Raw genomic sequence first — 22371 nt, 5'->3', positions numbered from 1 at the left:
TTGCGCTCGTCAGTCAGATACTCGGCTGCTCGGCACCTAATAAGAAAGATAAAAGGTGAATCCATGCGAATGACCAAACGCTTCAGTCTGTTTGCTGCTGCCGCAGCCCTTGCCGCCAGTTCCTCGGCGCTCGCCGCCCCGACCTTTATCAACGTACTGACCGGTGGCACCAGTGGTGTGTATTACCCGATTGGCGTGGCCTTGTCGCAGTTATACAGCAACGGTATCGAGGGCTCGAAGACCTCGGTACAGGCCACCAAGGCGTCGGTGGAAAACCTCAACCTGCTGCAAGCCGGTCGCGGTGAGCTGGCCTTTGCCCTCGGCGACTCGGTAGCCGATGCCTGGAATGGCGTGGAAGACGCCGGCTTCAAGACGCCACTGAAAAAGCTGCGGGCGATTGCCGGTACCTATCCGAACTACATCCAGGTTGTCGCCAGCAAGGAGTCGGGCATCACCACCCTGGCCGACCTGAAAAACAAGCGCATTTCCGTCGGCGCGCCGAAGTCCGGTACCGAACTGAATGCCCGCGCCATCTTCAAGGCCGCCGGCCTGAGCTACGAAGACATGGGCAAGGTCGAGTTCCTGCCGTACGCCGAATCGGTCGAGCTGATCAAGAACCGTCAGTTGGACGCCACTTTGCAGTCTTCGGGCCTGGGCATGGCGGCGATCCGCGACCTGGCCGCGACTATGCCGATCACCTTCGTGGCCATTCCGGCGGATGTCACTGCGAAGATCGATAACGCGGCTTACCAGGCGGCCTCGATCCCGGCGGGCACCTACGACGGCCAGGACAGCGATGTTCCGACCGTGGCCATCACCAACCTGCTGGTCAGCCATGATGGCGTGTCCGATGACGTCGCCTACCAGATGACCAAACTCATGTTCAACAACCTCGACCGCCTGGGTAACGCTCACTCGGCCGCCAAGGACATCAAGCTCGAAGGCGCGGCCAAGGGCCTGCCGATCCCGCTGCACCCTGGCGCCGAGCGGTTCTACAAGGAAGCGGGCGCGCTGTAAGTGACGGGACAGTAGGGCGCTTTGCCCGCGTCAACCGCTCCGGCCATGTGCTGGCTCTGCGAACAAAACCGGCGCCCACCGCGCGCGGGTCTTGTTCGCACATCGACGTTGTAACCAGGGAGTGACCCCATGAGCGAGCAGGACCAAGGCCTCGCCGCCAATCCCGGCAGTTGGCCGAGAGCGCTGTTCTATGTCGCGCTACTGTTTTCCATCTTCCAGATCATCACTGCAGCCTTTCACCCGGTATCCAGCCAGATTCTGCGTGCCGTGCATGTGGGCTTTCTGCTGCTGGTGGTGTTTTTGTGTTTTCCGGCACGTGGCAAGGAGCAGCCCTGGCAGCCAATGGCCTGGCTACTGGGCCTTGCGGGGATGGCGACGGCGTTCTACCAGTGGTATTTCGAGGCCGACCTGATTCAACGCTCCGGCGACCTGACCCGTAGCGACATGGTCGCAGGCCTGGTGCTGATCGTGCTGGTATTCGAAGCCGCGCGACGGGTGATGGGCATTGCCTTGCCGCTGATCTGTGCGCTGTTTCTGGCCTATGGCCTGTTCGGCCAGTACCTGCCGGGCGAGTTGATGCACCGTGGCTATGCCATTGACCAGATCGTCAACCAACTGGCCTTTGGCACCGAAGGGCTGTACGGCACTCCGACCTACGTATCGGCCACGTATATCTTCCTGTTCATCCTGTTCGGCGCGTTTCTCGAACAGGCAGGGATGATCAGGCTGTTCACCGACTTCGCCATGGGCCTGTTCGGCCACAAGCTCGGTGGCCCGGCCAAGGTTTCGGTGGTGTCCTCCGCGCTGATGGGCACGATCACCGGTTCAGGTGTGGCCAACGTGGTCACCACCGGCCAGTTCACCATCCCGTTGATGAAGCGTTTCGGCTATAAGTCGGCGTTTGCCGGTGGCGTGGAGGCGACCGCGTCGATGGGCAGCCAGATCATGCCGCCGATCATGGGCGCTGTGGCCTTTATCATGGCCGAGACGATCAACGTGCCGTTTTTCGAGGTGGCCAAGGCCGCGCTGATTCCGGCCCTGTTGTACTTCGGCTCGGTATTCTGGATGGTTCACCTGGAAGCCAAGCGCTCCAACCTGTGTGGCTTGCCCAAGGATGAGTGCCCGAACCCCTGGGCGGCGGTGAAGCAGCGCTGGTACCTGCTGATTCCGCTGTTTGTGCTGATCTACCTGCTGTTCTCCGGGCGCACCCCGTTGTTCTCCGGCATGGTCGGCCTGGCCCTCACGTCCATTGTGATTCTTGGCTCGGCGATCATCCTGCGGGTGTCGTCCACGGCCATGCGCTTTGTCTTCTGGATCGTCCTGGGCGTGCTGTGCGCGGGCTTCTTCCGGCTGGGTATCGGCATGGTATTCGGGGTAGTGGCGCTGTTGGTGGCGGTGTGCTGGTTCATCAAGGGCGGCCGCGACACCCTGACAATCTGCCTGCATGCTCTGGTTGAAGGCGCACGCCATGCAGTACCGGTGGGGATCGCCTGCGCGCTGGTGGGGGTGATCATCGGGGTGGTGTCGCTGACCGGGGTGGCCTCGACCTTTGCCGGCTACATCCTCGCCATCGGCCAGGACAATCTGTTCCTCTCGCTGGTGCTCACCATGCTGACCTGCCTGGTGCTGGGCATGGGCATACCGACGATTCCCAACTACATCATCACCAGCTCGATTGCCGCCCCGGCACTGTTGGACCTGGGCGTGCCGCTGATTGTGTCGCATATGTTCGTGTTCTATTTCGGCATCATGGCCGACCTCACGCCGCCGGTGGCGCTGGCCTGTTTCGCGGCGGCACCGATTGCCCGGGAGAGCGGCCTGAAGATCAGCTTCTGGGCGGTGCGCATCGCCGTTGCCGGGTTTGTCGTGCCGTTTATGGCGGTGTACGAACCGGCACTGATGCTGCAGGGCGATAGCCTGCTGGCCACTTTTTATGTGGTGGCCAAGGCGTTACTGGCCATTGGCATCTGGGGCGCTGCGTTTACCGGTTACTTGCAGGCCAGGCTGAGCGGGTGGGAGCGCTTGCTGGGCTTTGCCGCCGGCGCCAGCCTGATTCTGGCAACGCCGTTAAGCGATGAAATCGGCTTTGCCCTGGCGGCATTGTTGATCGCGCAGCACTGCTGGCGTGCCCATCGTGCCCAGGCGGCGACGGTGTGATCGGCCTGTGTCTGGGCTTGGCGGGCACGGTGTGGGCACAGGTGCCCACGCCGGCCTTCACCCTGGCCTGGACGCATACGATTGAGCAAGTACGCTGGGAGGAGGATTACCGCGTGAGGCCCGAGGGGCTGGTGTTGGGCGAGGCGCGGGTCAAGGGTTCCGGGGCCGGTATGGAAATTCCGCACGGCGCCGAACTGCGCGAGGGCAGTTGGCATTACCAGCGTCAACTGCCCCCGCTGCAACCCCTGCGCCTGGGGCGAACACCCGAAGCCGGGGATTATCAACTGTGTTTCAACCAGCGTTGCCAGTCGATGAGCACCTGGCTCGGCCCGCCACAGGCGCGCCAGCCGGCGGTGGAGCTCTGGAGTTGTGAGCTGGCGCCGTACAGCGCCAGTTAAATCACCCTCAAACCCGGAACTGGTCCATCAAGCCTTGCTGTTGATTGGCCAGGCTGTTGAGCGTCTGGCTGACCCGCGCTGATTCATTGGCCTGGCCCGACAGCGACTCGGTCACGTCGCGAATGGTCGCCACGTTGCTGTTGATCTCCTCGGCCACCGCGCTTTGCTGCTCGGCGGCGCTGGCGATCTGCAGGTTCATGTCGCTGATCACCGTCACCGCATCGCCGATCTGGCGCAATGCCGTAACGGCCTGGCCCACCTGCTCGACACTGCCCTGGGCCTGGCGATGGCTGTTGTTCATGGAACCCACCACTTCCCGGGTGCCGCTCTGCAACTGCTCGATCACCTGGCGGGTTTCCTCCACCGACTCCTGGGTGCGTCGGGCGAGGTTGCGCACCTCATCCGCCACCACCGCAAAGCCACGGCCAGCCTCACCGGCGCGGGCCGCCTCAATGGCGGCGTTGAGCGCCAGCAAGTTGGTCTGCTCGGCAATCGCGCGGATCACTTCCAGGACGGAACCGATCTGTTCGCTATTGGCTGCCAGGCCTTCGACCTGGGTCATGGCCGTGCTCATATCTGCCGCCAGGGCGCCGATGCTGGCGGTGGTGCGGTCGATCACGGTCAGGCCTTCGCGGGTGGCCTGGTCGGCATCGCGGGCGGCCTGTGCGGCCTGTGCGGCGCTGCGGGCCACATCCTGGGCGGTGGCGCTCATTTCGTGGGAGGCGGTGGCTACCTGGTCGACCTGGCGGTATTGCTGGTCCATGCCGGCGCTGGTCTGGCTGGCAATGGCCGCTGATTGGTCGGCGGTGCTGCGCGCGTCCTGCACCGAACGTTTAACCTCGGCAATGATCGGTTGCAGTTTGTCGAGGAAGCGGTTGAACCAACTCGCCAGTTCACCGAGTTCGTCGCGCTTGTCGTAGGCCAGGCGTCGGGTCAGGTCGCCTTCGCCGCTGGCGATATCTTCCAGCATATGGGCCACACCGAGGATTGGCCGGGTGACGCTGCGGGCCATCAGCCACACCAGCAACAGGCCGACAATTGCGGCCAGCAAACCCAGGCCCAGTTCCAGCAGGGTGCCTTTGGTGTTGTCGGCATCCAGTTCGGCCTTGAGCGCTTCGGCGGGGCCGATCAGGACTTTTTCCGGGACATCCAGCAACACACCCCACGACTTGCCGTCGGGAATCGGCTGAAACGGTGCCAGCACCTTGAGCTGATGATCGGTGCGCAGGCTAAAGGTCTGGGTGCTGTTGGCCATGGCGCTGATCAATTGCGCACCGCTGGTGGTGTCGACGCTGTCCAGGCGCTGGCTGAGCTTGCTTGCATCCGGGCTGTAGCCAGCGAGCAAACCCACCGGGCTGATGATGCTGACACGGGTCTGGCCGTCATAGAGCTTGCGGCTGGCGTTCTGGCTGACGGCCTGCAAGCTGTTGAGGTTGATGTCCACCGACAGCGAGGCGATGACTTTGCCATTGACCGTGAGCGGGAACACGATGCTGGTCAGCAATACGTTTTGCCCGTCGATCACATAGAAGTACGGCTCGATCACACACGGTTTGAGCGTGGTACGCGGGCAGGTGAACCACGTGTTGGCCTTTTCGCCGCTGGGGCCGATGCTGGTGTCGGACATGTCGCTTTCCGGCAGCGCCATCGAAGTCAGTGTGCCGGGTGTCGGCTGTGACCAGTACAGGGCGAAGCGGCCTTTTTCGTTGCTGCCCAGCTCCTGTTGACCGGCGAACAGCTCATCCTTGCCATCCAGGGCATTGGCTTCGAAGACCAGGGACAGGCCCAGCAGGTCCGGGTTGGCTTGCAGGGCGGCCTTGACCTGGCGGGTCAGGTCTTCACGCAGGTCGAAGGCATCGAGGAAGCGTTTCTCGGCCTGTTCGCGCAAAAACAGCACCTGGCGCGAAAAGCCATGGCCGTACTGGTAGGCATCCATAAACTGCTGGCGAATGCCCAGGGCCTGGACTTCACCTTGGGCTTCGATGCGCGATTGGGCCGCGACGTTGAGCATCTCGGTGCTGGAGGCCTGGACGCGTTGCGAGCTCTGGTCCATCCGGTACAGCGAAAGGCCCACCAGCAGGGTCACGATGCCCAGCAGACAAAGGCCGGCGAGGAGGGTGATTTTCCATTGAATGGACAGCTGCCTGAGCGACATGGAGATCCTTAACCTTTCGTTACGACAGAGATGATCCGTTGTATCGGCCGCACGGTTTTTTTCTTTATTCATACGCTCAATTGAATTCTGTCTGCGACGTCGCGCTTTGACATGGCGCGCCTGCTGCTGCAAAGTGCGCGCCCTCTAATAAAACTCCTTTTCTGCTGGCGTCCACACTGCCGTTACCCCGGCGGGCGAGGCCCTGGCGTGTGTTTTTGGTAGGCGCGAGCTTGCTCGCGAAGATCGTGAACGATCATGCTGGTTTGCCGGTTGATCGCGGCGTTCTTGGGTTATTCGCGAGCAAGCTCGCTCCTGCATTACGTTTCTGTCTTGAGGTAACCATGATTAACGCAGTAATCGCCGCGGTCGGTACCATGCTGGTGCTCAGCCTGTCCCGCGTGCATGTGGTCATCGCGATCATCGTCGGCGCCCTGGTCGGCGGCTTGACCGGCGGTCTTGGGATCGACGCGACGCTCAGCGCATTCAACAGCGGTCTGGGCGGCGGTGCCACGGTGGCGCTGTCCTACGCATTGCTCGGCGCTTTCGCCGTGGCGATTGCCAAGTCCGGCCTGGCCCATGCCCTGGCGGACAAGGCCCTGCTGCTGGTGGGGCGCCAGGAGGCGAGCGGCGGCAATCACGTCAAATGGCTGCTGATCTGCCTGCTGGGGGCGGTGGCGATTGCCTCGCAGAACATCCTGCCGATCCATATCGCCTTTATCCCACTGCTGGTGCCGCCGCTGCTGTATGTGCTGACCAAGTTGCAGATTGACCGGCGCCTGATCGCCTGCGTCATGACCTTTGGCCTGATCACCCCGTACATGTTCCTGCCGGTAGGGTTTGGCAATATTTTCCTCAACCAGATCCTGCTGGCCAATGTCGCCAAGAGCGGCGTGGATATCAGCCAGGTCAACGTCACCCACGCCATGGGCATCCCGGCGTTGGGCATGGTGTTCGGCCTGTTGGTCGCGGTGTTTATCAGCTACCGCAAAAAGCGCGTCTACGACCTGGAGAAGATCGAACGGGTCGAACAAGTAGCGGTGCAATACAACCCGCTGACTCTGTTGGTGGCCGGGGTGGCCATTGCCTCGGCGTTTATCATCCAGTTGTGGCTGGACTCGATGATCGTCGGTGCCCTGGCCGGTTTCCTGATCTTCTCGGTATCGGGCATCGTGCGCTGGCGCGACACTGATGATCTGTTCACCGAAGGCATGAAGATGATGGCGATGATCGGCTTCATCATGATCGCCGCCTCGGGGTTTGCCGAAGTGCTCAAGGCCACCGGCCAGGTGCAGACCCTGGTGGAATCCTCCGCCGCCTTCATCGGCCACAGCCGTGGCGTGGGTGCGCTGTTGATGTTGCTGGTGGGCTTGCTGGTGACCATGGGCATTGGCTCGTCGTTCTCCACGGTGCCGATCCTCGCAGCGATTTTTGTGCCGTTGTGTGTGCAACTGGGCTTCAGCCCGCTGGCCATTGTGTGCATCGTCGGTACCGCCGGGGCCCTCGGTGACGCCGGTTCGCCAGCTTCGGACTCGACCCTGGGGCCGACCTCGGGTTTGAATATCGACGGCCAGCATCACCACATCTGGGACACCGTGGTCCCGACGTTCCTGCACTACAACCTGCCGTTGCTGGTGTTCGGCTGGTTTGCCGCTATGACTCTCTGACGTCTCCTTGTAGGAGCGAGCTTGCTCGCGAAGGACTCAAGGGCACCGCGTCCATCCGGGATGCCCGTGTGATTGTCGACGATTTTCGCGAGCAAGCTCGCTCCTACAGTTTTCTCTCACAGGGCCGTTAACCTCTTAACATTGCCCGAGAAGAGAGAAGATCCATGCGTCTGAGTCTGAAGGCCAAAGTCCTGTCCCTCGCCGTCCTGCCGGTGTTGTTGTTTGCCGTGGTCATCAGCCTGACCACGGTGTGGATCCTCAAGGAGCAGGCGCGCACCGAGGTGGCCGAAACCCGCCAGCGCCTGCTCAACAACGCCAAGGCCACCCTGCAAAGTTATGTAGAAGTGGCGATGACCACTATCAAACCGCTGTACGACGCCGCCACCCCTGGTGATACGCAGGCGCGGGCGCAAGTGGTCAAGCTGTTATCCAACACGACCTACGGCAAGGACGGCTACTTCTTCGGCTACGACTCGGAAACCATCCGCCTGTTCAAGGGCAATAGCCCGGACGGTGTAGGCAAAAGCTTCAAGGATAATCGCGACCCCAACGGCGTCTACGTCAACCGCGACCTGGTGAAGGTCGGCAAGGACGGCACCCATTACCTGCAATACAGTTCCACGCAACCGGGGCAAACCGAACTGGTGCCCAAGCTCGGCTACACCGAATACCTGCCCAAGTGGGACATGGTGATTGGTACGTCGGTCAACCTGGACGGTATCGATGCCCTGGTCAGCGAGGTCGAGGCCAAGGTCAACGAACGTATGGAAGGGGTGCTGTTGAGCATCATCGGGATCGCCGTGGTCCTGCTGTTGCTGATCGCTGCGGTGGGCATGGTGCTGGCCAATACCATCCTGCGGCCGTTGCACCTGATGAAGGCCAACCTCGATGACATCGCTGCCGGCGAAGGTGATTTGACCCGGCGCCTGGCGATCACCAGCCAGGATGAGCTGGGCGAGCTGGCAGGTTCGTTCAACCGGTTTGTCGACAAGATCCATGGTCTGGTGCGCCAGATCACCGACATGACGTCGCAACTGACCGGCCTGGTCAGCCAGGTGTCCGAGCAAGCCCAGCGTTCGGAACAGGCCATGGAGCGTCAGCGCCAGGAGACCGATCAGGTGGCGACGGCGATCAATGAAATGTCCTCTGCGGCCCATGAAGTGGCCCGCAGCGCCCAGGGCGCCGCGGTGGCGGCGCAACAGACTGACGTAGAAGGCCAGAGCGCCAAGCGCGTGGTGGATGGCAGCATTGCGCAGATTCATGCGTTGGTGAGTGACATCCGCAGCAGTGGCGTATCCCTCGATAGCCTGCAACAGGACGTGTCATCGATTGTCAGCGTGCTCGGGGTGATCCGTTCGATTGCCGAGCAGACCAACCTGCTGGCCCTCAACGCGGCCATTGAAGCGGCGCGTGCCGGTGAAGCCGGGCGTGGGTTTGCGGTGGTGGCCGATGAGGTGCGTGCGCTGGCCAGCCGCACCCAGCAAAGTACCCAGGAAATCCAGGGCATGATCGACCGCCTGCAAAAGGGTACCGAGGCCGCCGTGGAGTCCATGCGCCGTTCCAGCGATGCCGGTGAGGGCACCTCGGCCCAGGCCAACGAAGCCGGGGCGTCCCTCGATACCATGGCGCAACTGATCGGCACCATCAACACGATGAACGCGCAGATTGCCAGTGCCGCCGAAGAACAAACCGCCGTGGCCGAAGAGATCAACCGCAGCGTGCATCAGATTGCCGTAGCGGTGGACAGCGTGGCGGATGAGACCCAGCAGGGCGCACAGACCTCCCGCAGCTTGGCGGACCTGGGGCAGCGGTTGGGGCAGTTGGTGGGGCAGTTCAGGATCTGACTTGGGAATTGCGGTGCTTGTTCTGGCCTCTTCGTGAGCAAGCCCACATTTTGAATGTATTCGCAGTTCAGAATGTGGGCTTGCTAACAGTCGCTACACATCCCGCATCAACAACCCAAACCCGATATCCATTTCCAGCGGCACCGGCACATACACCGTATGCCCATCCCCCGGCGCCACCTCGATGGCTTCACCCTTGGCGTTGTGCATCAGCCCCAGGTCAAAATGGAAGTTCCCCGCCGGGGTCATCAATTCCAGATGATTGCCCACGGCAAAGCGGTTCTTCACCTTGACCTCGGCCAACTCCCCGCGCCGCTCGCCGGTCAATTCGCCGACAAACTGCTGGCGTTCGGAGACTGAGCTGCCGTTCTGGTAGTTCTGGTATTCGTCATGCACATGGCGGCGCAGGAAGCCTTCGGTGTAGCCGCGCTGGGCCAGGGATTCAAGATTGGTCATCAAGCCACGGTCGAACGCACGACCGGCCACCGCGTCATCGATGGCCTGGCGGTACACCTGGGTGGTGCGCGCCACATAGAAGTGGGATTTGGTGCGGCCTTCGATCTTCAGTGAATGCACGCCCATCTGTGTCAGGCGTTCGACATGCTGCACTGCCCGCAAGTCCTTGGCGTTCATGATGTAGGTGCCGTGCTCGTCCTCGAAGGCCGGCATCTGTTCGTCCGGGCGATTGGCTTCCTGAAGCAGGAACACCTGGTCGGTGGGCGCGCCGAGGCCCAGGGTCGGCTCGGGCTGATACTGCTGGACGATATCGCCCACGGTGTTTTCCTCGGCCGGTGTGGCCTGGTATTTCCAGCGGCAAGCGTTGGTGCAGGTGCCCTGGTTGGCGTCGCGCTTGTTCATATAGCCGGACAACAGGCAGCGCCCGGAGTAGGCCATGCACAGCGCGCCATGCACAAACACTTCCAGCTCCATGGCTGGTACCTGTTGGCGGATCTCGGCGATTTCTTCCAGGGACAGTTCCCGCGACAGGATGATCCGGCAGAGGCCTTGCTGTTGCCAGAACTCGACACTGGCCCAGTTCACCGTGTTGGCTTGCACCGATAGATGGATCGGCATCTGCGGGAAGTGCCGGCGCACGAGCATGATCAAGCCTGGGTCGGACATGATCAGCGCGTCCGGGCCCATGGCGATCACCGGTTCCAGGTCCTTGAGGAAGGTTTTTAGCTTGGCATTGTGCGGCGCGATATTGACCACCACATAAAAGCGCTTGCCCCGCGATTGCGCCTCGGCGATGCCCAGGGCCAGGTTGGCGTGGTCGAACTCGTTATTGCGCACCCGCAAGCTGTAGCGCGGTTGGCCGGCGTAGACCGCATCGGCACCGTAGGCAAAGGCGTAGCGCATGTTTTTCAGGGTGCCGGCAGGGGCGAGCAATTCGGGGGCAAGAACAGAGGGCATGGGGATTCAGGTCGCAAAAGGGCGGCAGGGTAGCCGAGCCGGACCTGGCGGTTATTGATCTGGGTCTACGCTGTAGAAATAAAGATGGCACTCGTGCGATGCGCGGTGGACTAAGCAACAGGGCGCGCTGGGCGCCTGGCGTTTTTCTGGCACGGATCGGACATGAACCAAACGAATCTGCAATTCAAAACCTTGCTGTTGCTGCTGGTCATGGTGACCGTCGCGTTTTTCTGGATCCTGCTGCCGTTCTATGGCGCGGTGTTCTGGGCGGTGATCCTCGGGATCATCTTTGCGCCCATGCAGCGGCGCCTGCAGCTCAAGTTTGGCTGGAATCGCAACCTGACGTCGCTCTGTACCTTGATGGTGTGCCTGGTGATCGCGATTTTGCCGGTGATCATCACCAGTGCCTTGCTGGTGCAGGAGGGCGCGACGCTGTACCGGAACGTCGAAAGCGGCAGGCTGGATATCGCCGGTTACATCGAACAGTTCAAGAACTTCCTGCCACCTTACTTCCAGCATCTGCTGGACCGCTTCGGCATGGGTAACCTGGAGGGGCTGCGCGAGAAGATCGTCAAGGCCGCGATGCAGGGCAGCCAGTTCTTCGCCAGCCAGGCGTTCAGCTTTGGCCAGGGCACCTTTGATTTCCTGGTGAGCTTTTTCATCATGCTGTACTTGCTGTTCTTCCTGCTACGCGACGGCCCCGAACTGGTGCGCAAAGTGCGTACGGCGGTGCCGCTGGCCGAGCCGCAGAAGCGTCGCTTGCAGCTCAAGTTCAACCGCGTGGTGCGGGCGACCGTCAAGGGCAACGTGCTGGTGGCGGTGACCCAGGGCGCGTTGGGCGGTTTGATTTTCTGGTTTCTGGAAATTCCCAGTGCATTGCTCTGGGCGGTGCTGATGGCGTTTCTGTCGCTGCTGCCGGCGGTGGGCGCGGGAATTGTCTGGGGGCCGGTAGCCGCGTACTTCCTGCTCAGTGGTTCAATCTGGCAAGGGGTGGTGCTGGCCTTGTTTGGGGTGTTTGTGATCGGCCTGGTGGACAACGTGCTGCGCCCGATCCTGGTGGGCAAGGACACCAAGATGCCGGATTACCTGATCCTGATCTCGACCCTGGGTGGCCTGTCGATCTTCGGCCTCAATGGTTTTGTCATCGGGCCATTGATTGCCGCGTTGTTCATGTCCAGCTGGGCGCTGTTTGTCGAAACCAAACGACAAGTGCGTTTGCCTTAAGCTTCAAGCTTGCGGCTTTGCGCTTGCGCAGCCGACAGTGAAGTCAGCGGGCCACTGATGGCTTCACCGTCGCGTACCAAGTACCAGCAGGCCAGCAAACCCAACTCCCGAAGAGGGACGGGGACGGCACTGCCGACGACGGACATGATCTGGATAGTGGGCATATCTACCTCCATTGCTGATGGAGGTAACCTTACGGCGGCCAGCGCTTGAGGGAAAATCACCCTGCTCGATAGTCAACATCATTGTTATCGAGACTGCGCCCGCAGGCGCTCAGTCCACGACCTGATCCAGCATGTTCAGCACTTCCTGCTCGTTGAGCAGGCCCTTGTGGACCAGGTTTTCGGCCAGCAACGAGAGAAACTTGGCACTGCGATGGCCTTCCAGGTGCTTGAGTTCGGTCAAGGCGCTATAGACTTTGCTCGACGTGCAGAGACCGGCGGTACGGTGCGGATTTTGTGTGGGCATGCTGGATCGTCCTTGTTGTTATAGCCTGTTAGGGATGGACAGTTTCGATAGTGAGAGTGCCGTGTGACACAAACATGACAGCGCAGGCCCCGATTGGGCAAGCGCACGTTGGCCTTGATAATGTCGGATTTAACAGCCAGCGTTGTCCTCATAGCGACCTTGGCAAGATTTATTCAGACCGGCAACCCATAAAAAAGCCCCGCCTGGCATGCGGGGCTTTTTGCGGTGCTTACCAACCGCGCCTGTAATAGCCGTGGGGTGGGCCGTAGTAGCCACGTGGTGGCCCGTAATACACGGGCGCCGGGCGGTAATACACCGGCTGCTGCACATACACCGGCGCTGGCTGGTAATAGACCGGCGGCGGGGCGGCGTACACCGGCTGGGGCTGGTAATACACCGGTTGCTGCTGCACATATACCGGCCGATCATGGCTGGCGATCACTGAGCCCACTACGGCTGCGCCGACAACCGCACCCAATACGGCCGGGCCACCCCAACCGCCGCCATGGGCGGAAGCTTGGCCGGCTACAGCGAGCGCACCGATCAGCAAGGCGATCCTGGGGATTTTACGCATCATGGTCTTTCCTCGGTTGGCCCCTGCGCTTGTGGTCTGCAATCAATAGACTCAAGGATTGTCGCGGGGATACTTTTAAGACAACGTATTTCAGGAAAACAGCACCGCCACTAGGTAAAGGTTGTGTAAGGTCTGTACCGGTTTGCTTACTTAATGAAGGAGTCATTGGATGTTGATGAACCCCAACAAAGATACCCAACTGTGCATGTCACTGTCGGCCCGCCCAGGTAATTTCGGCCTACGTTTTCATAACCATTTGTATGAGCAGTTGGGGCTCAATTTCTATTACAAGGCTTTCAGCAGCCAGGATTTAAACGGCGCCGTGGCCGGTATCCGCGCCCTGGGTATTCGCGGCTGCGGCGTGTCGATGCCGTTCAAGGAGGCCTGCATCGAGCTGGTCGATGAACTGGATGACTCGGCCCGTGCTATCGCTTCGATCAACACCATCGTCAACACCGCCGGCCATCTCAAGGCCTACAACACCGATTACATTGCCATTGAGCAGTTGCTGAAAAAGCATGCCGTGCCCAAGGATTCGACCTTCGCCCTGCACGGCAGTGGCGGCATGGCCAAGGCTGTGGCCAGTGCCTTGCGCGATGGTGGCTACGCCAATGGCCTGATCGTTGCCCGTAACGAAGCCGCCGGCCGGGCCCTGGCGCACAACCTGGGGTATACGTGGCAGGCGACATTGGGCGAGACGCGCCCGCAGATGCTGGTCAATGTGACGCCAATCGGCATGACCGGCGGCGCCCAGGCCGAGGATCTGGCGTTTGAGGCTGCTGCGATTGACTTGGCGGACACGGTGTTCGATGTGGTGGCGATTCCCGCCGACACACCGCTGATTGTGCGTGGCCGGGCCCAGGGCAAGCGGGTGATTACTGGCCTGGAAGTGATTGCGATCCAGGCGCTGGAGCAGTTCGTGCTGTACACCGGCATCCGACCGACGGATGAGCAGTTTCAGAAAGCGGTGGCGTTCGCCCGACAGTAATCGCTCTGAAAAAACACAGTTGATCCATGTGGGAGCTGGCTTGCCCTAATGCCAGTCAGTTAAGCGGATTCTGCTTTCTGTAGGAGCGAGCAAGCTCGCTCCTACAAGGGACAAGGTGTTATTCGAGACGCGACAGGCGCTCTTCCAGCGCCGCAATCCGCGCCTCCAGCTCTTCGATGCGCTCCACGGAAACTGCGCCTGCGCTGCTGCGCTCCGCCGGGTTACCACGAGCGGCGAGGATCGCCTCGATATCCGCCGGGTCGCCCAGGGAATGGGTGTAGCGATCTTCGCGCTGCCCGGCCTGCTTGGGCACCAACACCGCCAGGTCACGGGCGATCAGGCGTTCGAGTTGGTGTACCACCTGTTCGGCATCTTCAAAGTCATGCATGCGCCCGCTGCGGGTCAGCAGTTCATTGACCGTCTGTGGGCCGCGCAGAAACATCAGGCCAGTGAGGATCACCTGCGCCGGCACCAATTCCAGGGCCTTGTCCACGCGGTGTTCCCAGCGATCGGCGCGGCTGCCCATCACAAGCTTGGTAAAACCCCGTCCCTCCAGGGCGCGCAGGCTTTGGCCGACCTGGCCCTGGCTGAGGTTGGTCACAGGCTCCCGGCTGGTTTTCTGGTTGCAGGCCAGCACCAGGGCATTGAGGGTCAGCGGGTAGGTTTCCGGGTTGGTCGCCTGTTTTTCGATCAGGCTGCCCAGGACGCGGATTTCCGTGCTGTTGAGGCGCGGTTCGGAGGAAGTGGTGTCGTGCTCGGTGGTCATCGCGCTTTCCCTATGCTGTGAGCCCACTAGCCTAATCCCGAAAAAATAAAAGACAAGCGACGCGCATGGCTATAATCGCCGCTGTCCAACCCCGCCACTATTGTCGAGACTGTCATGACTATTTCCCTGTACGCCGCTTCCCTCCCAGTCTTCAAGCAAATGCTCAACGCCCTGAGCGACGTGCTGAACAAGGCCGAGGCCCACGCCACTGCCAAGAACATCGACCCCAATGCCTTGCTGCAGGCGCGCCTGTTCCCGGATATGTTCCCGCTGGTACGCCAGGTGCAGATCGCCGTGGACTTTGCCAAGGGCGTTTCCGCGCGCCTGGCCGAGATCGAAGTACCGAAATACGAAGACAGCGAAGTCACTTTCGCTGACCTGCAAGCGCTGATCGCCAAGGTCCTGGCCTTTATCGACACCATCACCCCGGCGCAGATCGACGGCAAGGAAGGTATCGAGATCGTCACCCGCCCAGGCACCCCGAAAGAAAAACGCTTCAGCGGCCAGTCCTACCTGCTGACCTACGGCCTGCCGCAGTTCTTCTTCCACGTCACCACCGCTTACGCTTTGCTGCGTCATAACGGTGTGGAAGTGGGCAAGCGCGACTACATGGGCGCGTTCTAAGTACTGAGTAACACCCCAAAACAAATGTGGGCGCTGACTTCTGTAGGAGCTGGCTTGCCTGCGATGCAGGCACCTCGGTCTATCAGTTGCACCGAGGTGATGCTATCGCAGGCAAGCCAGCTCCTACAGAAGTCAGCGCCCACTGTTGTGTCAGGCTGGGTTCTTGTCTTCCTGGCCCAGGCACGCCGCTGCGGTGAACAACACGTCAGTGGACGAGTTCAGCGCAGTCTCCGCCGAATCCTGCAACACCCCGATGATGAAGCCCACGGCTACCACTTGCATGGCGATTTCACTTGGGATGCCGAACAGGCTGCACGCCAGTGGAATCAACAGCAACGAGCCACCGGCCACGCCGGATGCGCCACAGGCACACACCGCAGCCACCACGCTGAGCAGCACGGCAGTCGGCAGGTCAACGGCAATGCCCAAGGTATGCACGGCCGCCAGGGTCAGCACGGTGATGGTGATGGCGGCGCCGGCCATGTTGATGGTTGCGCCCAACGGGATTGATACCGAATAGGTGTCTTCATGCAGGCCCAGGCGTTCACTCAACGCCAGGTTGACCGGGATATTGGCCGCCGAACTGCGGGTGAAGAATGCAGTGATACCGCTCTCGCGCAGGCACAGCAGCACCAGCGGGTAGGGGTTGCGACGCAGTTTCCAGAACACGATGGCCGGGTTGACCACCAGGGCCACGAACAGCATGCAGCCGATCAGTACCAGCAACAGGTGCGCATAGCCGAGCAACGCGTCGAAGCCAGAAGCGGCGAGGGTCGAGGCCACCAGGCCGAAAATGCCCAGCGGCGCAAAGCGAATCACTACGCGCACGATCAGCGTGACACCGTTGGACAGGTCGTCCAGCACCGTGCGCGTGGTTTGCCCGGCATGGCGAATTGCAATGCCCATGCCGATGGCCCAGGCCAGGATGCCGATGAAGTTGGCGTTCATCAGGGCGCTGACCGGGTTGTCCACCACGCTGAGCAGCAGGCTCTGCAGCACTTCACCGATACCGCCCGGCGCGCTGACGGCCACGTCATGGGTGGCCAGGACCAGGCTCGACGGGAACAGGGTGCTGGCAATCACCGCCACGACCGCTGCCGAAAAGGTACCCAGCAAGTACAGGAACAGGATCGGGCGGATATGGGTTTCCTGGCCATGCTTGTGGTTGGCAATCGAGGCCATCACCAGCACAAACACCAGGATCGGCGCGACGGCCTTGAGCGCCGAGACAAATACCTTGCCGATAAACGCGGTGGACAGGGCCGCGCTGGGCGACAGCAGGGCCAGTAGGATGCCAGCAACCAGGCCGATGATAATTTGGGTCACCAGGCTGACGCGCATGAGGCGTTGAAGCAGCGAAGGGGCAGCAGTCATAAAGAGTTGTCTCTAGTTTTTTTAATGTGTGCAGCGCTATGCAGGGCGCGAAGTCTAACATGCTGTAGGAAATATCCGGTTTGCTGCGGCATTCAGTCGCCAGCGCCGTGCGTGGTTTGGTCACATTCTGTTAAGATTCGCCATCCTCTTCTTATCTCTCTGTCAGCGGGCCCTTGGGCTAACGCTGGCGTCGCCGTTTCTGGAGTTGTTCATGTTGTTGCCCATCCTGCTGCTGTCGGCGGCCGGTTTTACGGTGTTGACCACCGAATTTGTGATCGTCGGCCTGTTGCCGTCCATCGCTCGCGACCTGGATGTGAGCGTGTCCCAGGCCGGTTTGCTGGTAACCCTGTTTGCCTTCACCGTGGCCGCGTTTGGGCCGTTTCTTACCGCGTATTTCGCGCGTTTCGAGCGCAAGCGCCTGTTTATCAGCATTCTGTTGATGTTCGGCGCGGCCAATACCCTGGCGGCCCTGGCGCCGAATATCTGGGTGATGGCCGTGGCACGGCTGATTCCGGCGCTGGGGTTGCCGGTGTTCTGGGCCCTGGCCAGTGAAACGGCGGTGGATATCGTCGGCCCGGACTACGCTGGCCGGGCGATTGCCAAGATCGGCTTTGGCATCGTCTGCGCCACCGTATTCGGGATTCCGGTCGGTACCCTGATCTCCGATATGTTCGGCTGGCGCACTGCTTTTGGCATTCTGGCGGTGGTGGCGGTGCTCAAGGCGTTGCTGCTGTGGGTGTATCTGCCGGCGACGAAGGTGAAGAAAGACGACGTAACCCTGCGCTCGCAGTTCAAGATCCTGCGCAACCCCTTGATGCAGGGCCACGTTTTACTGTCGATCCTGGTATTTAGCGGCATGTTCACCGCTTATACCTACCTGGCGGACATTCTTGAGCGTCTGGCCGGCTTCGACGGCACGCTGGTCGGATGGTGCCTGATGGGCTTTGGCGCCGTGGGCCTGATCGGCAACTCGTTGGGTGGGCGCATGGTCGACAAGCATCCGCTGATCGCGTCCATGGTGTTCTGCGGCTTTATGATCGCCGGCATGGTGGCACTGGTGCCGGCGATTCACTCCACCCTCGGCCTGGCAGCGGCCATGGGCATTTGGGGCGTGACCCAGGCGGCGCTGTTCCTGGTCAGCCATGTGCGGTTGATGAAGGCCGCGCCCCATGCCCCGGCATTCGCGGCGTCGCTGAACATTGCCGGGGCCAACCTGGGCATTGGCCTGGGGGCGATGGTCGGCGGGCGGGTGATCGACACTCTGGGGCTGGGCAGCCTGGGGTTCGCGGCATCCGGCTTTATCCTGCTGTCGATCCTGCTGGCCCTGTGGTTGATGACCGCCAAGACTCGGGTTGCCTGCGCCTAGACCGGCAGTGAGGTGAACAACTCGCGCCGCGCACCTTCGGTAATCGCCACGATGCCGGGGTGCTTGACCTTGCGCTCCACCGAGATCGCGTAGAACGACTCGGTGACGGCGTCCGTCTGACCAATCAGTGCCACGCCGTACTGGCGCAGCACTTCATCGGCAATCACGCTGGGGGCGATGAAAATCCCGCTGCCGGATTGACCAAAGGCCTGCATCAAGGCGCTATCGTCGAATTCGCCGATGATCCTGGGCTGGATCTGCTGTTCGGCGAACCAGCGCTGCAAACGGCTGCGCACCACGGTTTCCGCGCCGGGAATCAGCAGCGGTGCGCCGTGCAGGCACTGTGGGAAATCACCACTATGCTTATCAGCCAATGCCTGGGTAGCGAAAAAACTGATGCCACATTCCCCCAGTTTCTGGCTGTAGCCCTTGATGTCCAGGTGTGTCGGCATCGGGCTGTCGGAAATCACCAGGTCCAGGCGCTGGATCGCCAGGTCGGCCAACAGGCGTTCCAGTTTGTCTTCGCGGCAGGTAATGCGCAGCGGCTCGCTCAATTCCATGGTCGGCGCGATCAGTCGATAGACGATGGACTTGGGCACCACATCCGCCACGCCGACGCGAAACACGATCTGCTGTTCATTGGGCTGGGCGCGCAGCATTGCTTCCAGCTCATTGCCGGTCTGGAACATCTGCTCGGCATAGGGCAGGGCCCGGCGCCCGGCTTCGGTGAGTTCCAGTTGGCGCCCGACCCGTTGAAACAGGGCGATGCCGAATGTCTGTTCGAGCAGGCTGATTTGCCCGCTGATGGTCTGCGGGGTGAGGTTCAACTGCTCACAGGCGCGCACGATGCTGCCAGTCTTGGCCACCACCCAGAAGTAATGCAGTTGTCGGTAATTGAGCATGGCGGCCATCACTTCGTAAAAACCGAAGTATACGCGAGAAAAATACGAATTTTACTGAAGTGTTCACCTGCATAGAATGCCTCGCTATCGCGGGGCCACTACTTGGACCCAATGGTTCTAACGAGGAATACATCATGAAACTCAATTCTTTCGGCGCGGCATCGTTGCTTGCGCTTTCATTGGTGATGATCAGCGGCTGCGATCAGGTCGAAAAAAGCACGCAGCAGGTCCTGGACAAAGCCAGTGAATCGGCCAAGCAAGCGATCGACGACACCCAGAAGGCTGCCGAGCAGGCATTGAGTGAAGCGACACAAGGCTTGATCAGTCCAGAAAAAAAGGACGATCAGGAAACTAAAGAGTCTGAATCGAACACCAAAGAAACCTAATCTCCCAGCACAACGTCAGGACTGACCTATGGATTACCTTTTACAACTGGCCGCCAGCCCCACCGCCTGGGTGGCGCTGGCAACCCTGATCGTCATGGAAATCGTGCTGGGCATCGATAACCTGATCTTCATCTCGATCCTCACCAACAAATTGCCGGAGAAGCACCGGGCCAAGGCGCGGCGCATCGGTATCAGCATGGCGTTGGTCTTGCGCCTGGGTCTGTTGAGCACCATCGCGTTCATCGTGCAGTTGACTGCACCGGTGTTCGAAGTGTTCGGCCAGGCGTTCTCGTGGAAGGACATGATCCTGATCGCCGGCGGCCTGTTCCTGGTGTGGAAGGCCACCACCGAGATCCATCACAGCATGGACCCGGAACCCGAAGAGAAAACCAGCACTGGCAATGTCGTGGCCATCGGCTTCGCCGCCGCGATCGGGCAGATCCTGTTGCTCGACCTGGTGTTCTCCATCGACAGCATCATTACCGCCGTGGGCATGACCGAGCACTTGCCGATCATGATCATTGCGGTGGTGACCTCGGTGATCGTGATGCTGGTGGCGGCCGAACCCCTGGCCAAGTTCATCAACGACAACCCGACCGTGGTCATGCTGGCCCTGGGCTTTTTGATCATGATCGGCATGACGCTGATCGCCGAAGGCTTCGGTGCCCATGTGCCTAAAGGCTACGTGTACGCGGCCATGGCGTTCTCGGCTGCGATCGAGTGCCTGAACATTGCACGGCGCAATCGGCACAAGCGTTTGCTCGCTGCCCGTCAGTAACCGCTGAACCCCAAAGGCCGGCTGCGCTCTCAAGAGCCCAGCCGGCTTTTTGCTGTCTGGTAGACTCCCCGCACTTGATAGCTTGAGGTCCACCATGAACGAGCCGATTCGCCTGACCCAGTACAGCCACGGTGCCGGTTGCGGCTGCAAGATTTCGCCACAGGTGCTGGAAGTGATCCTCGCCGGCAGCGGCGCGCAGAACCTCGACCCCAAGCTCTGGGTAGGCAATGCCTCGCGGGACGATGCGGCGGTGTACGCCATCGATGAAGAGCGCGGCGTGGTCTCCACCACTGACTTTTTCATGCCTATCGTCGACGATCCCTTCGACTTTGGGCGCATTGCCGCCACCAACGCCATCAGTGATATCTACGCGATGGGTGGCGACCCGTTGATGGCCATTGCCATTCTCGGCTGGCCGGTCAATGTACTGGCCCCGGAAATCGCCCGGGAAGTGATTCGCGGTGGCCGCTCAGTGTGCGACGCGGCGGGTATTCCCCTGGCCGGCGGCCATTCCATCGACGCCCCGGAGCCAATCTTCGGCCTAGCCGTCACCGGTCTGGTGGACAAGCGCCATATGAAGCGCAACGACACGGCCACCGCCGGCTGCCGCTTGTACCTGACCAAACCCCTGGGCATCGGCATCCTCACCACGGCCGAGAAGAAGGGCAAACTGCGTGAAGCCGATATCGGCCTGGCGCGGGACTGGATGTGTACCCTCAACAAGCCTGGCAGCCGCTTTGGCAAGCTGGCTGGCGTGACCGCGATGACCGACGTCACCGGTTTCGGCCTGCTCGGCCATCTGGTGGAAATGGCCGACGGCAGCGGTTTGACTGCCCTGATCGAATACGAAAAAGTCCCACGCCTGCCGGGGGTCGAGTACTACCTGGAGCAGGGCTGTGTGCCCGGCGGCACTTTGCGCAATTTCGACAGCTATGCCAGCCAGTTGGGACGCATCCAGGAGTTGCACAAGCGCGTGCTGTGCGACCCGCAAACCAGCGGTGGCCTGTTGGTGGCCGTGACGCCGCAGGGCGAGGCCGAGTTCCTGGCGGTGGCCGCCGAGCTGGGGCTTAACCTTGCGCCTATCGGTCAGTTGGTTGAGCGACAGAGCAACGCGGTAGAGGTGTCTTGATGCCCATCGACATCACCGATTACCGCGATATTTTTCTCAACGACCGCCCGATGATGGATACCCGCGCCCCGGTTGAGTTCGTCAAGGGCGCGTTCCCCGGCGTGGTCAACCTGCCGTTGATGACCGACGACGAGCGGCAGCGGGTGGGTACTTGCTACAAGCAGCAGGGGCAGCAGGCGGCGATTGTGCTGGGGCATCAGTTGGTCAGTGGCGCGACCTTGCAAGAGCGGCTGGCGCGTTGGACCGCGTTTGCCCAGGCCAACCCTGATGGTTACCTGTATTGCTTCCGTGGCGGCTTGCGTTCGCACTTGGTGCAGAAGGTGCTCAAGGACGAGTCGGGTATCGACTATCCCCGGGTTGGCGGTGGCTACAAGGCCATGCGTACGTTCTTGCTGGAGACGGTGGAGCAGGCTGTCGAGCAGTGCGATTTCGTCCTGCTGGGTGGTCTGACCGGCAGCGGCAAGACTGAGGTGCTCCATCAGTTGCACAATGGTCTGGATCTGGAAGGCTACGCCAATCACCGGGGCTCCAGTTTTGGTAAACGGGCCACGGGCCAGCCGTCCAATATCGATTTCGAGAACCGCCTGGCGGTGGACGTGTTGAAAAAGCGCGCGCGGGGTATCGAGCAGTTTGTGCTTGAGGACGAAAGTCGCATGATCGGTAGCTGCGCCTTGCCGCTGAACCTGCATCGGGGCATGCAGGCGTACCCGATGGTGTGGCTGGAAGAAAGCCTGGAAAACCGCGTCGAGCGGGTCTTGCGCGACTATGTCATTGATCTGTGCGCACAGTTCAACGCCGAGTTTGGCGAAGCAGGTTTGAGCCTGTTCGCCGAACGTTTGACCCAGAGCCTGGCCAATATCCACAAACGCCTGGGTGGGGAGCGCTACCAGCATTTGCATGGACTGATGCAGGACGCCCTGGCCGAGCAAGCCCGCACGGGAGGTGTGGACTTGCACCGGGGCTGGATTGTCGGGCTGCGCGAGTACTACGACCCGATGTACGCCTTCCAGCGTGAGAAGAAAGGCGCGCGGATCGAGTTTGCCGGGGAGCAGGCTGCGGTGCTGGAGTATTTGCGCGAGCGCGGTGCCCGGCGCGGGTGATTGGGTGGTTTTTGGGCTCTCATCGCGAGCAAGCCCATTCCCCC

21 protein-coding genes are annotated in these 22371 nt (G+C 61.1%); 13 read left to right on the top strand and 8 right to left on the bottom strand.

Annotated features, from left to right (window positions below):
- Positions 1-63 precede the first annotated feature (63 nt).
- The 3 genes from H097_RS03775 (at position 64) to H097_RS03765 (ending at position 3572) form a co-directional block, all read left to right on the top strand.
- Positions 64-1017: a TAXI family TRAP transporter solute-binding subunit gene (locus H097_RS03775; RefSeq protein WP_032857449.1), complete on the top strand. Its 954-nt coding sequence runs from the start codon at positions 64-66 to the stop codon at positions 1015-1017.
- A gap of 129 nt (positions 1018-1146) precedes the next feature.
- Positions 1147-3174 carry a TRAP transporter permease gene (locus H097_RS03770; protein WP_032857447.1) on the top strand — a complete coding sequence of 676 codons (2028 nt, stop codon included), beginning with the start codon at positions 1147-1149 and terminating at the stop codon, positions 3172-3174.
- Positions 3171-3572 (top strand): DUF1850 domain-containing protein, encoded by a 402-nt coding sequence (locus H097_RS03765; RefSeq protein ID WP_032857444.1) that lies wholly within the window; start codon positions 3171-3173, stop codon positions 3570-3572. The genes H097_RS03770 and H097_RS03765 overlap by 4 nt, the downstream gene beginning before the upstream one ends.
- Positions 3573-3579: 7 nt before the next feature.
- Here the strand turns inward: H097_RS03765 and H097_RS03760 are convergent, their stop codons facing one another.
- Positions 3580-5727 carry a methyl-accepting chemotaxis protein gene (locus H097_RS03760; protein WP_032857442.1) on the bottom strand — a complete coding sequence of 716 codons (2148 nt, stop codon included), beginning with the start codon at positions 5725-5727 and terminating at the stop codon, positions 3580-3582.
- A gap of 344 nt (positions 5728-6071) precedes the next feature.
- Here H097_RS03760 and H097_RS03755 point away from each other — a divergent pair, with 344 nt between their 5' ends.
- Both H097_RS03755 and H097_RS03750 read left to right on the top strand, forming a co-directional pair.
- Positions 6072-7391, top strand: coding sequence for a Na+/H+ antiporter NhaC family protein (locus H097_RS03755; RefSeq protein WP_162237631.1), 1320 nt, complete (start codon positions 6072-6074; stop codon positions 7389-7391).
- A 164-nt stretch (positions 7392-7555) separates the two neighbouring features.
- A complete protein-coding gene (locus H097_RS03750; protein ID WP_032857436.1) occupies positions 7556-9235 on the top strand; it encodes a methyl-accepting chemotaxis protein in 1680 nt (559 codons plus the stop codon).
- 93 nt (positions 9236-9328) lie between these two features.
- Here H097_RS03750 and yegQ read toward each other — a convergent pair whose 3' ends face one another.
- Entirely contained in the window at positions 9329-10648 is a 1320-nt protein-coding gene (gene yegQ / locus H097_RS03745) for a tRNA 5-hydroxyuridine modification protein YegQ (protein WP_032857434.1), read from the bottom strand.
- A gap of 162 nt (positions 10649-10810) precedes the next feature.
- Here yegQ and H097_RS03740 point away from each other — a divergent pair, with 162 nt between their 5' ends.
- Positions 10811-11872 (top strand): AI-2E family transporter, encoded by a 1062-nt coding sequence (locus H097_RS03740; protein WP_032857433.1) that lies wholly within the window; start codon positions 10811-10813, stop codon positions 11870-11872.
- Here the strand turns inward: H097_RS03740 and H097_RS28385 are convergent.
- From H097_RS28385 to H097_RS03725, 3 genes are all read right to left on the bottom strand, one after another.
- Positions 11869-12036 (bottom strand): hypothetical protein, encoded by a 168-nt coding sequence (locus tag H097_RS28385; RefSeq protein ID WP_032857432.1) that lies wholly within the window; start codon positions 12034-12036, stop codon positions 11869-11871. The genes H097_RS03740 and H097_RS28385 overlap by 4 nt on opposite strands.
- 109 nt (positions 12037-12145) lie before the next feature.
- On the bottom strand, positions 12146-12340 hold the full coding sequence (locus H097_RS03730) for a hypothetical protein (RefSeq protein ID WP_032857430.1): 195 nt from the start codon (positions 12338-12340) through the stop codon (positions 12146-12148).
- Between the two features lie 229 nt (positions 12341-12569).
- The gene (locus tag H097_RS03725) at positions 12570-12917 is read right to left on the bottom strand and encodes a hypothetical protein (protein WP_032857429.1); all 348 of its coding nucleotides are present in this window, start codon (positions 12915-12917) and stop codon (positions 12570-12572) included.
- A 166-nt stretch (positions 12918-13083) separates the two neighbouring features.
- Between H097_RS03725 and H097_RS03720 the strand changes: the two genes are divergently transcribed.
- Positions 13084-13902 carry a shikimate 5-dehydrogenase gene (locus H097_RS03720; RefSeq protein ID WP_032857428.1) on the top strand — a complete coding sequence of 273 codons (819 nt, stop codon included), beginning with the start codon at positions 13084-13086 and terminating at the stop codon, positions 13900-13902.
- Positions 13903-14020: 118 nt separating this feature from the next.
- Here the strand turns inward: H097_RS03720 and H097_RS03715 are convergent, their stop codons facing one another.
- Positions 14021-14668 carry a DUF480 domain-containing protein gene (locus H097_RS03715; RefSeq protein WP_032857427.1) on the bottom strand — a complete coding sequence of 216 codons (648 nt, stop codon included), beginning with the start codon at positions 14666-14668 and terminating at the stop codon, positions 14021-14023.
- A gap of 114 nt (positions 14669-14782) precedes the next feature.
- Here H097_RS03715 and H097_RS03710 point away from each other — a divergent pair, with 114 nt between their 5' ends.
- The gene (locus H097_RS03710; RefSeq protein ID WP_032857425.1) at positions 14783-15292 is read left to right on the top strand and encodes a DUF1993 domain-containing protein; all 510 of its coding nucleotides are present in this window, start codon (positions 14783-14785) and stop codon (positions 15290-15292) included.
- 150 nt (positions 15293-15442) lie between these two features.
- Here the strand turns inward: H097_RS03710 and sstT are convergent, their stop codons facing one another.
- Positions 15443-16666, bottom strand: coding sequence for a serine/threonine transporter SstT (gene sstT, locus H097_RS03705; protein ID WP_032857422.1), 1224 nt, complete (start codon positions 16664-16666; stop codon positions 15443-15445).
- A 211-nt stretch (positions 16667-16877) separates the two neighbouring features.
- Here sstT and H097_RS03700 point away from each other — a divergent pair, with 211 nt between their 5' ends.
- Positions 16878-18032, top strand: a complete 1155-nt coding sequence (locus tag H097_RS03700) for an MFS transporter (protein WP_032857421.1) — start codon at positions 16878-16880, stop codon at positions 18030-18032.
- Here the strand turns inward: H097_RS03700 and nhaR are convergent.
- Positions 18029-18934, bottom strand: coding sequence for a transcriptional activator NhaR (gene nhaR, locus H097_RS03695; RefSeq protein WP_032857418.1), 906 nt, complete (start codon positions 18932-18934; stop codon positions 18029-18031). The genes H097_RS03700 and nhaR overlap by 4 nt on opposite strands.
- Positions 18935-19068: 134 nt before the next feature.
- Here nhaR and H097_RS03690 point away from each other — a divergent pair, with 134 nt between their 5' ends.
- The 4 genes from H097_RS03690 (at position 19069) to mnmH (ending at position 22327) form a co-directional block, all read left to right on the top strand.
- Positions 19069-19320 carry a hypothetical protein gene (locus H097_RS03690; protein WP_032857417.1) on the top strand — a complete coding sequence of 84 codons (252 nt, stop codon included), beginning with the start codon at positions 19069-19071 and terminating at the stop codon, positions 19318-19320.
- 28 nt (positions 19321-19348) lie between these two features.
- Positions 19349-20098, top strand: a complete 750-nt coding sequence (locus tag H097_RS03685; RefSeq protein WP_032857415.1) for a TerC family protein — start codon at positions 19349-19351, stop codon at positions 20096-20098.
- Positions 20099-20192: 94 nt separating this feature from the next.
- A complete protein-coding gene (selD, locus tag H097_RS03680) occupies positions 20193-21227 on the top strand; it encodes a selenide, water dikinase SelD (protein ID WP_032857414.1) in 1035 nt (344 codons plus the stop codon).
- Positions 21227-22327 carry a tRNA 2-selenouridine(34) synthase MnmH gene (gene mnmH, locus H097_RS03675; RefSeq protein ID WP_032857413.1) on the top strand — a complete coding sequence of 367 codons (1101 nt, stop codon included), beginning with the start codon at positions 21227-21229 and terminating at the stop codon, positions 22325-22327. The genes selD and mnmH overlap by 1 nt, the downstream gene beginning before the upstream one ends.
- The last annotated feature ends 44 nt before the right edge of the window (positions 22328-22371 follow it).

The sequence above is a fragment of the Pseudomonas sp. FH4 genome (assembly GCF_000510915.2).
In the GTDB taxonomy this organism is placed as follows: Bacteria; Pseudomonadota; Gammaproteobacteria; order Pseudomonadales; family Pseudomonadaceae; genus Aquipseudomonas; species Aquipseudomonas brenneri.
Note: the sequence above shows the minus strand (reverse complement) of the source record. Positions and strands in the feature narration are given on the sequence as shown.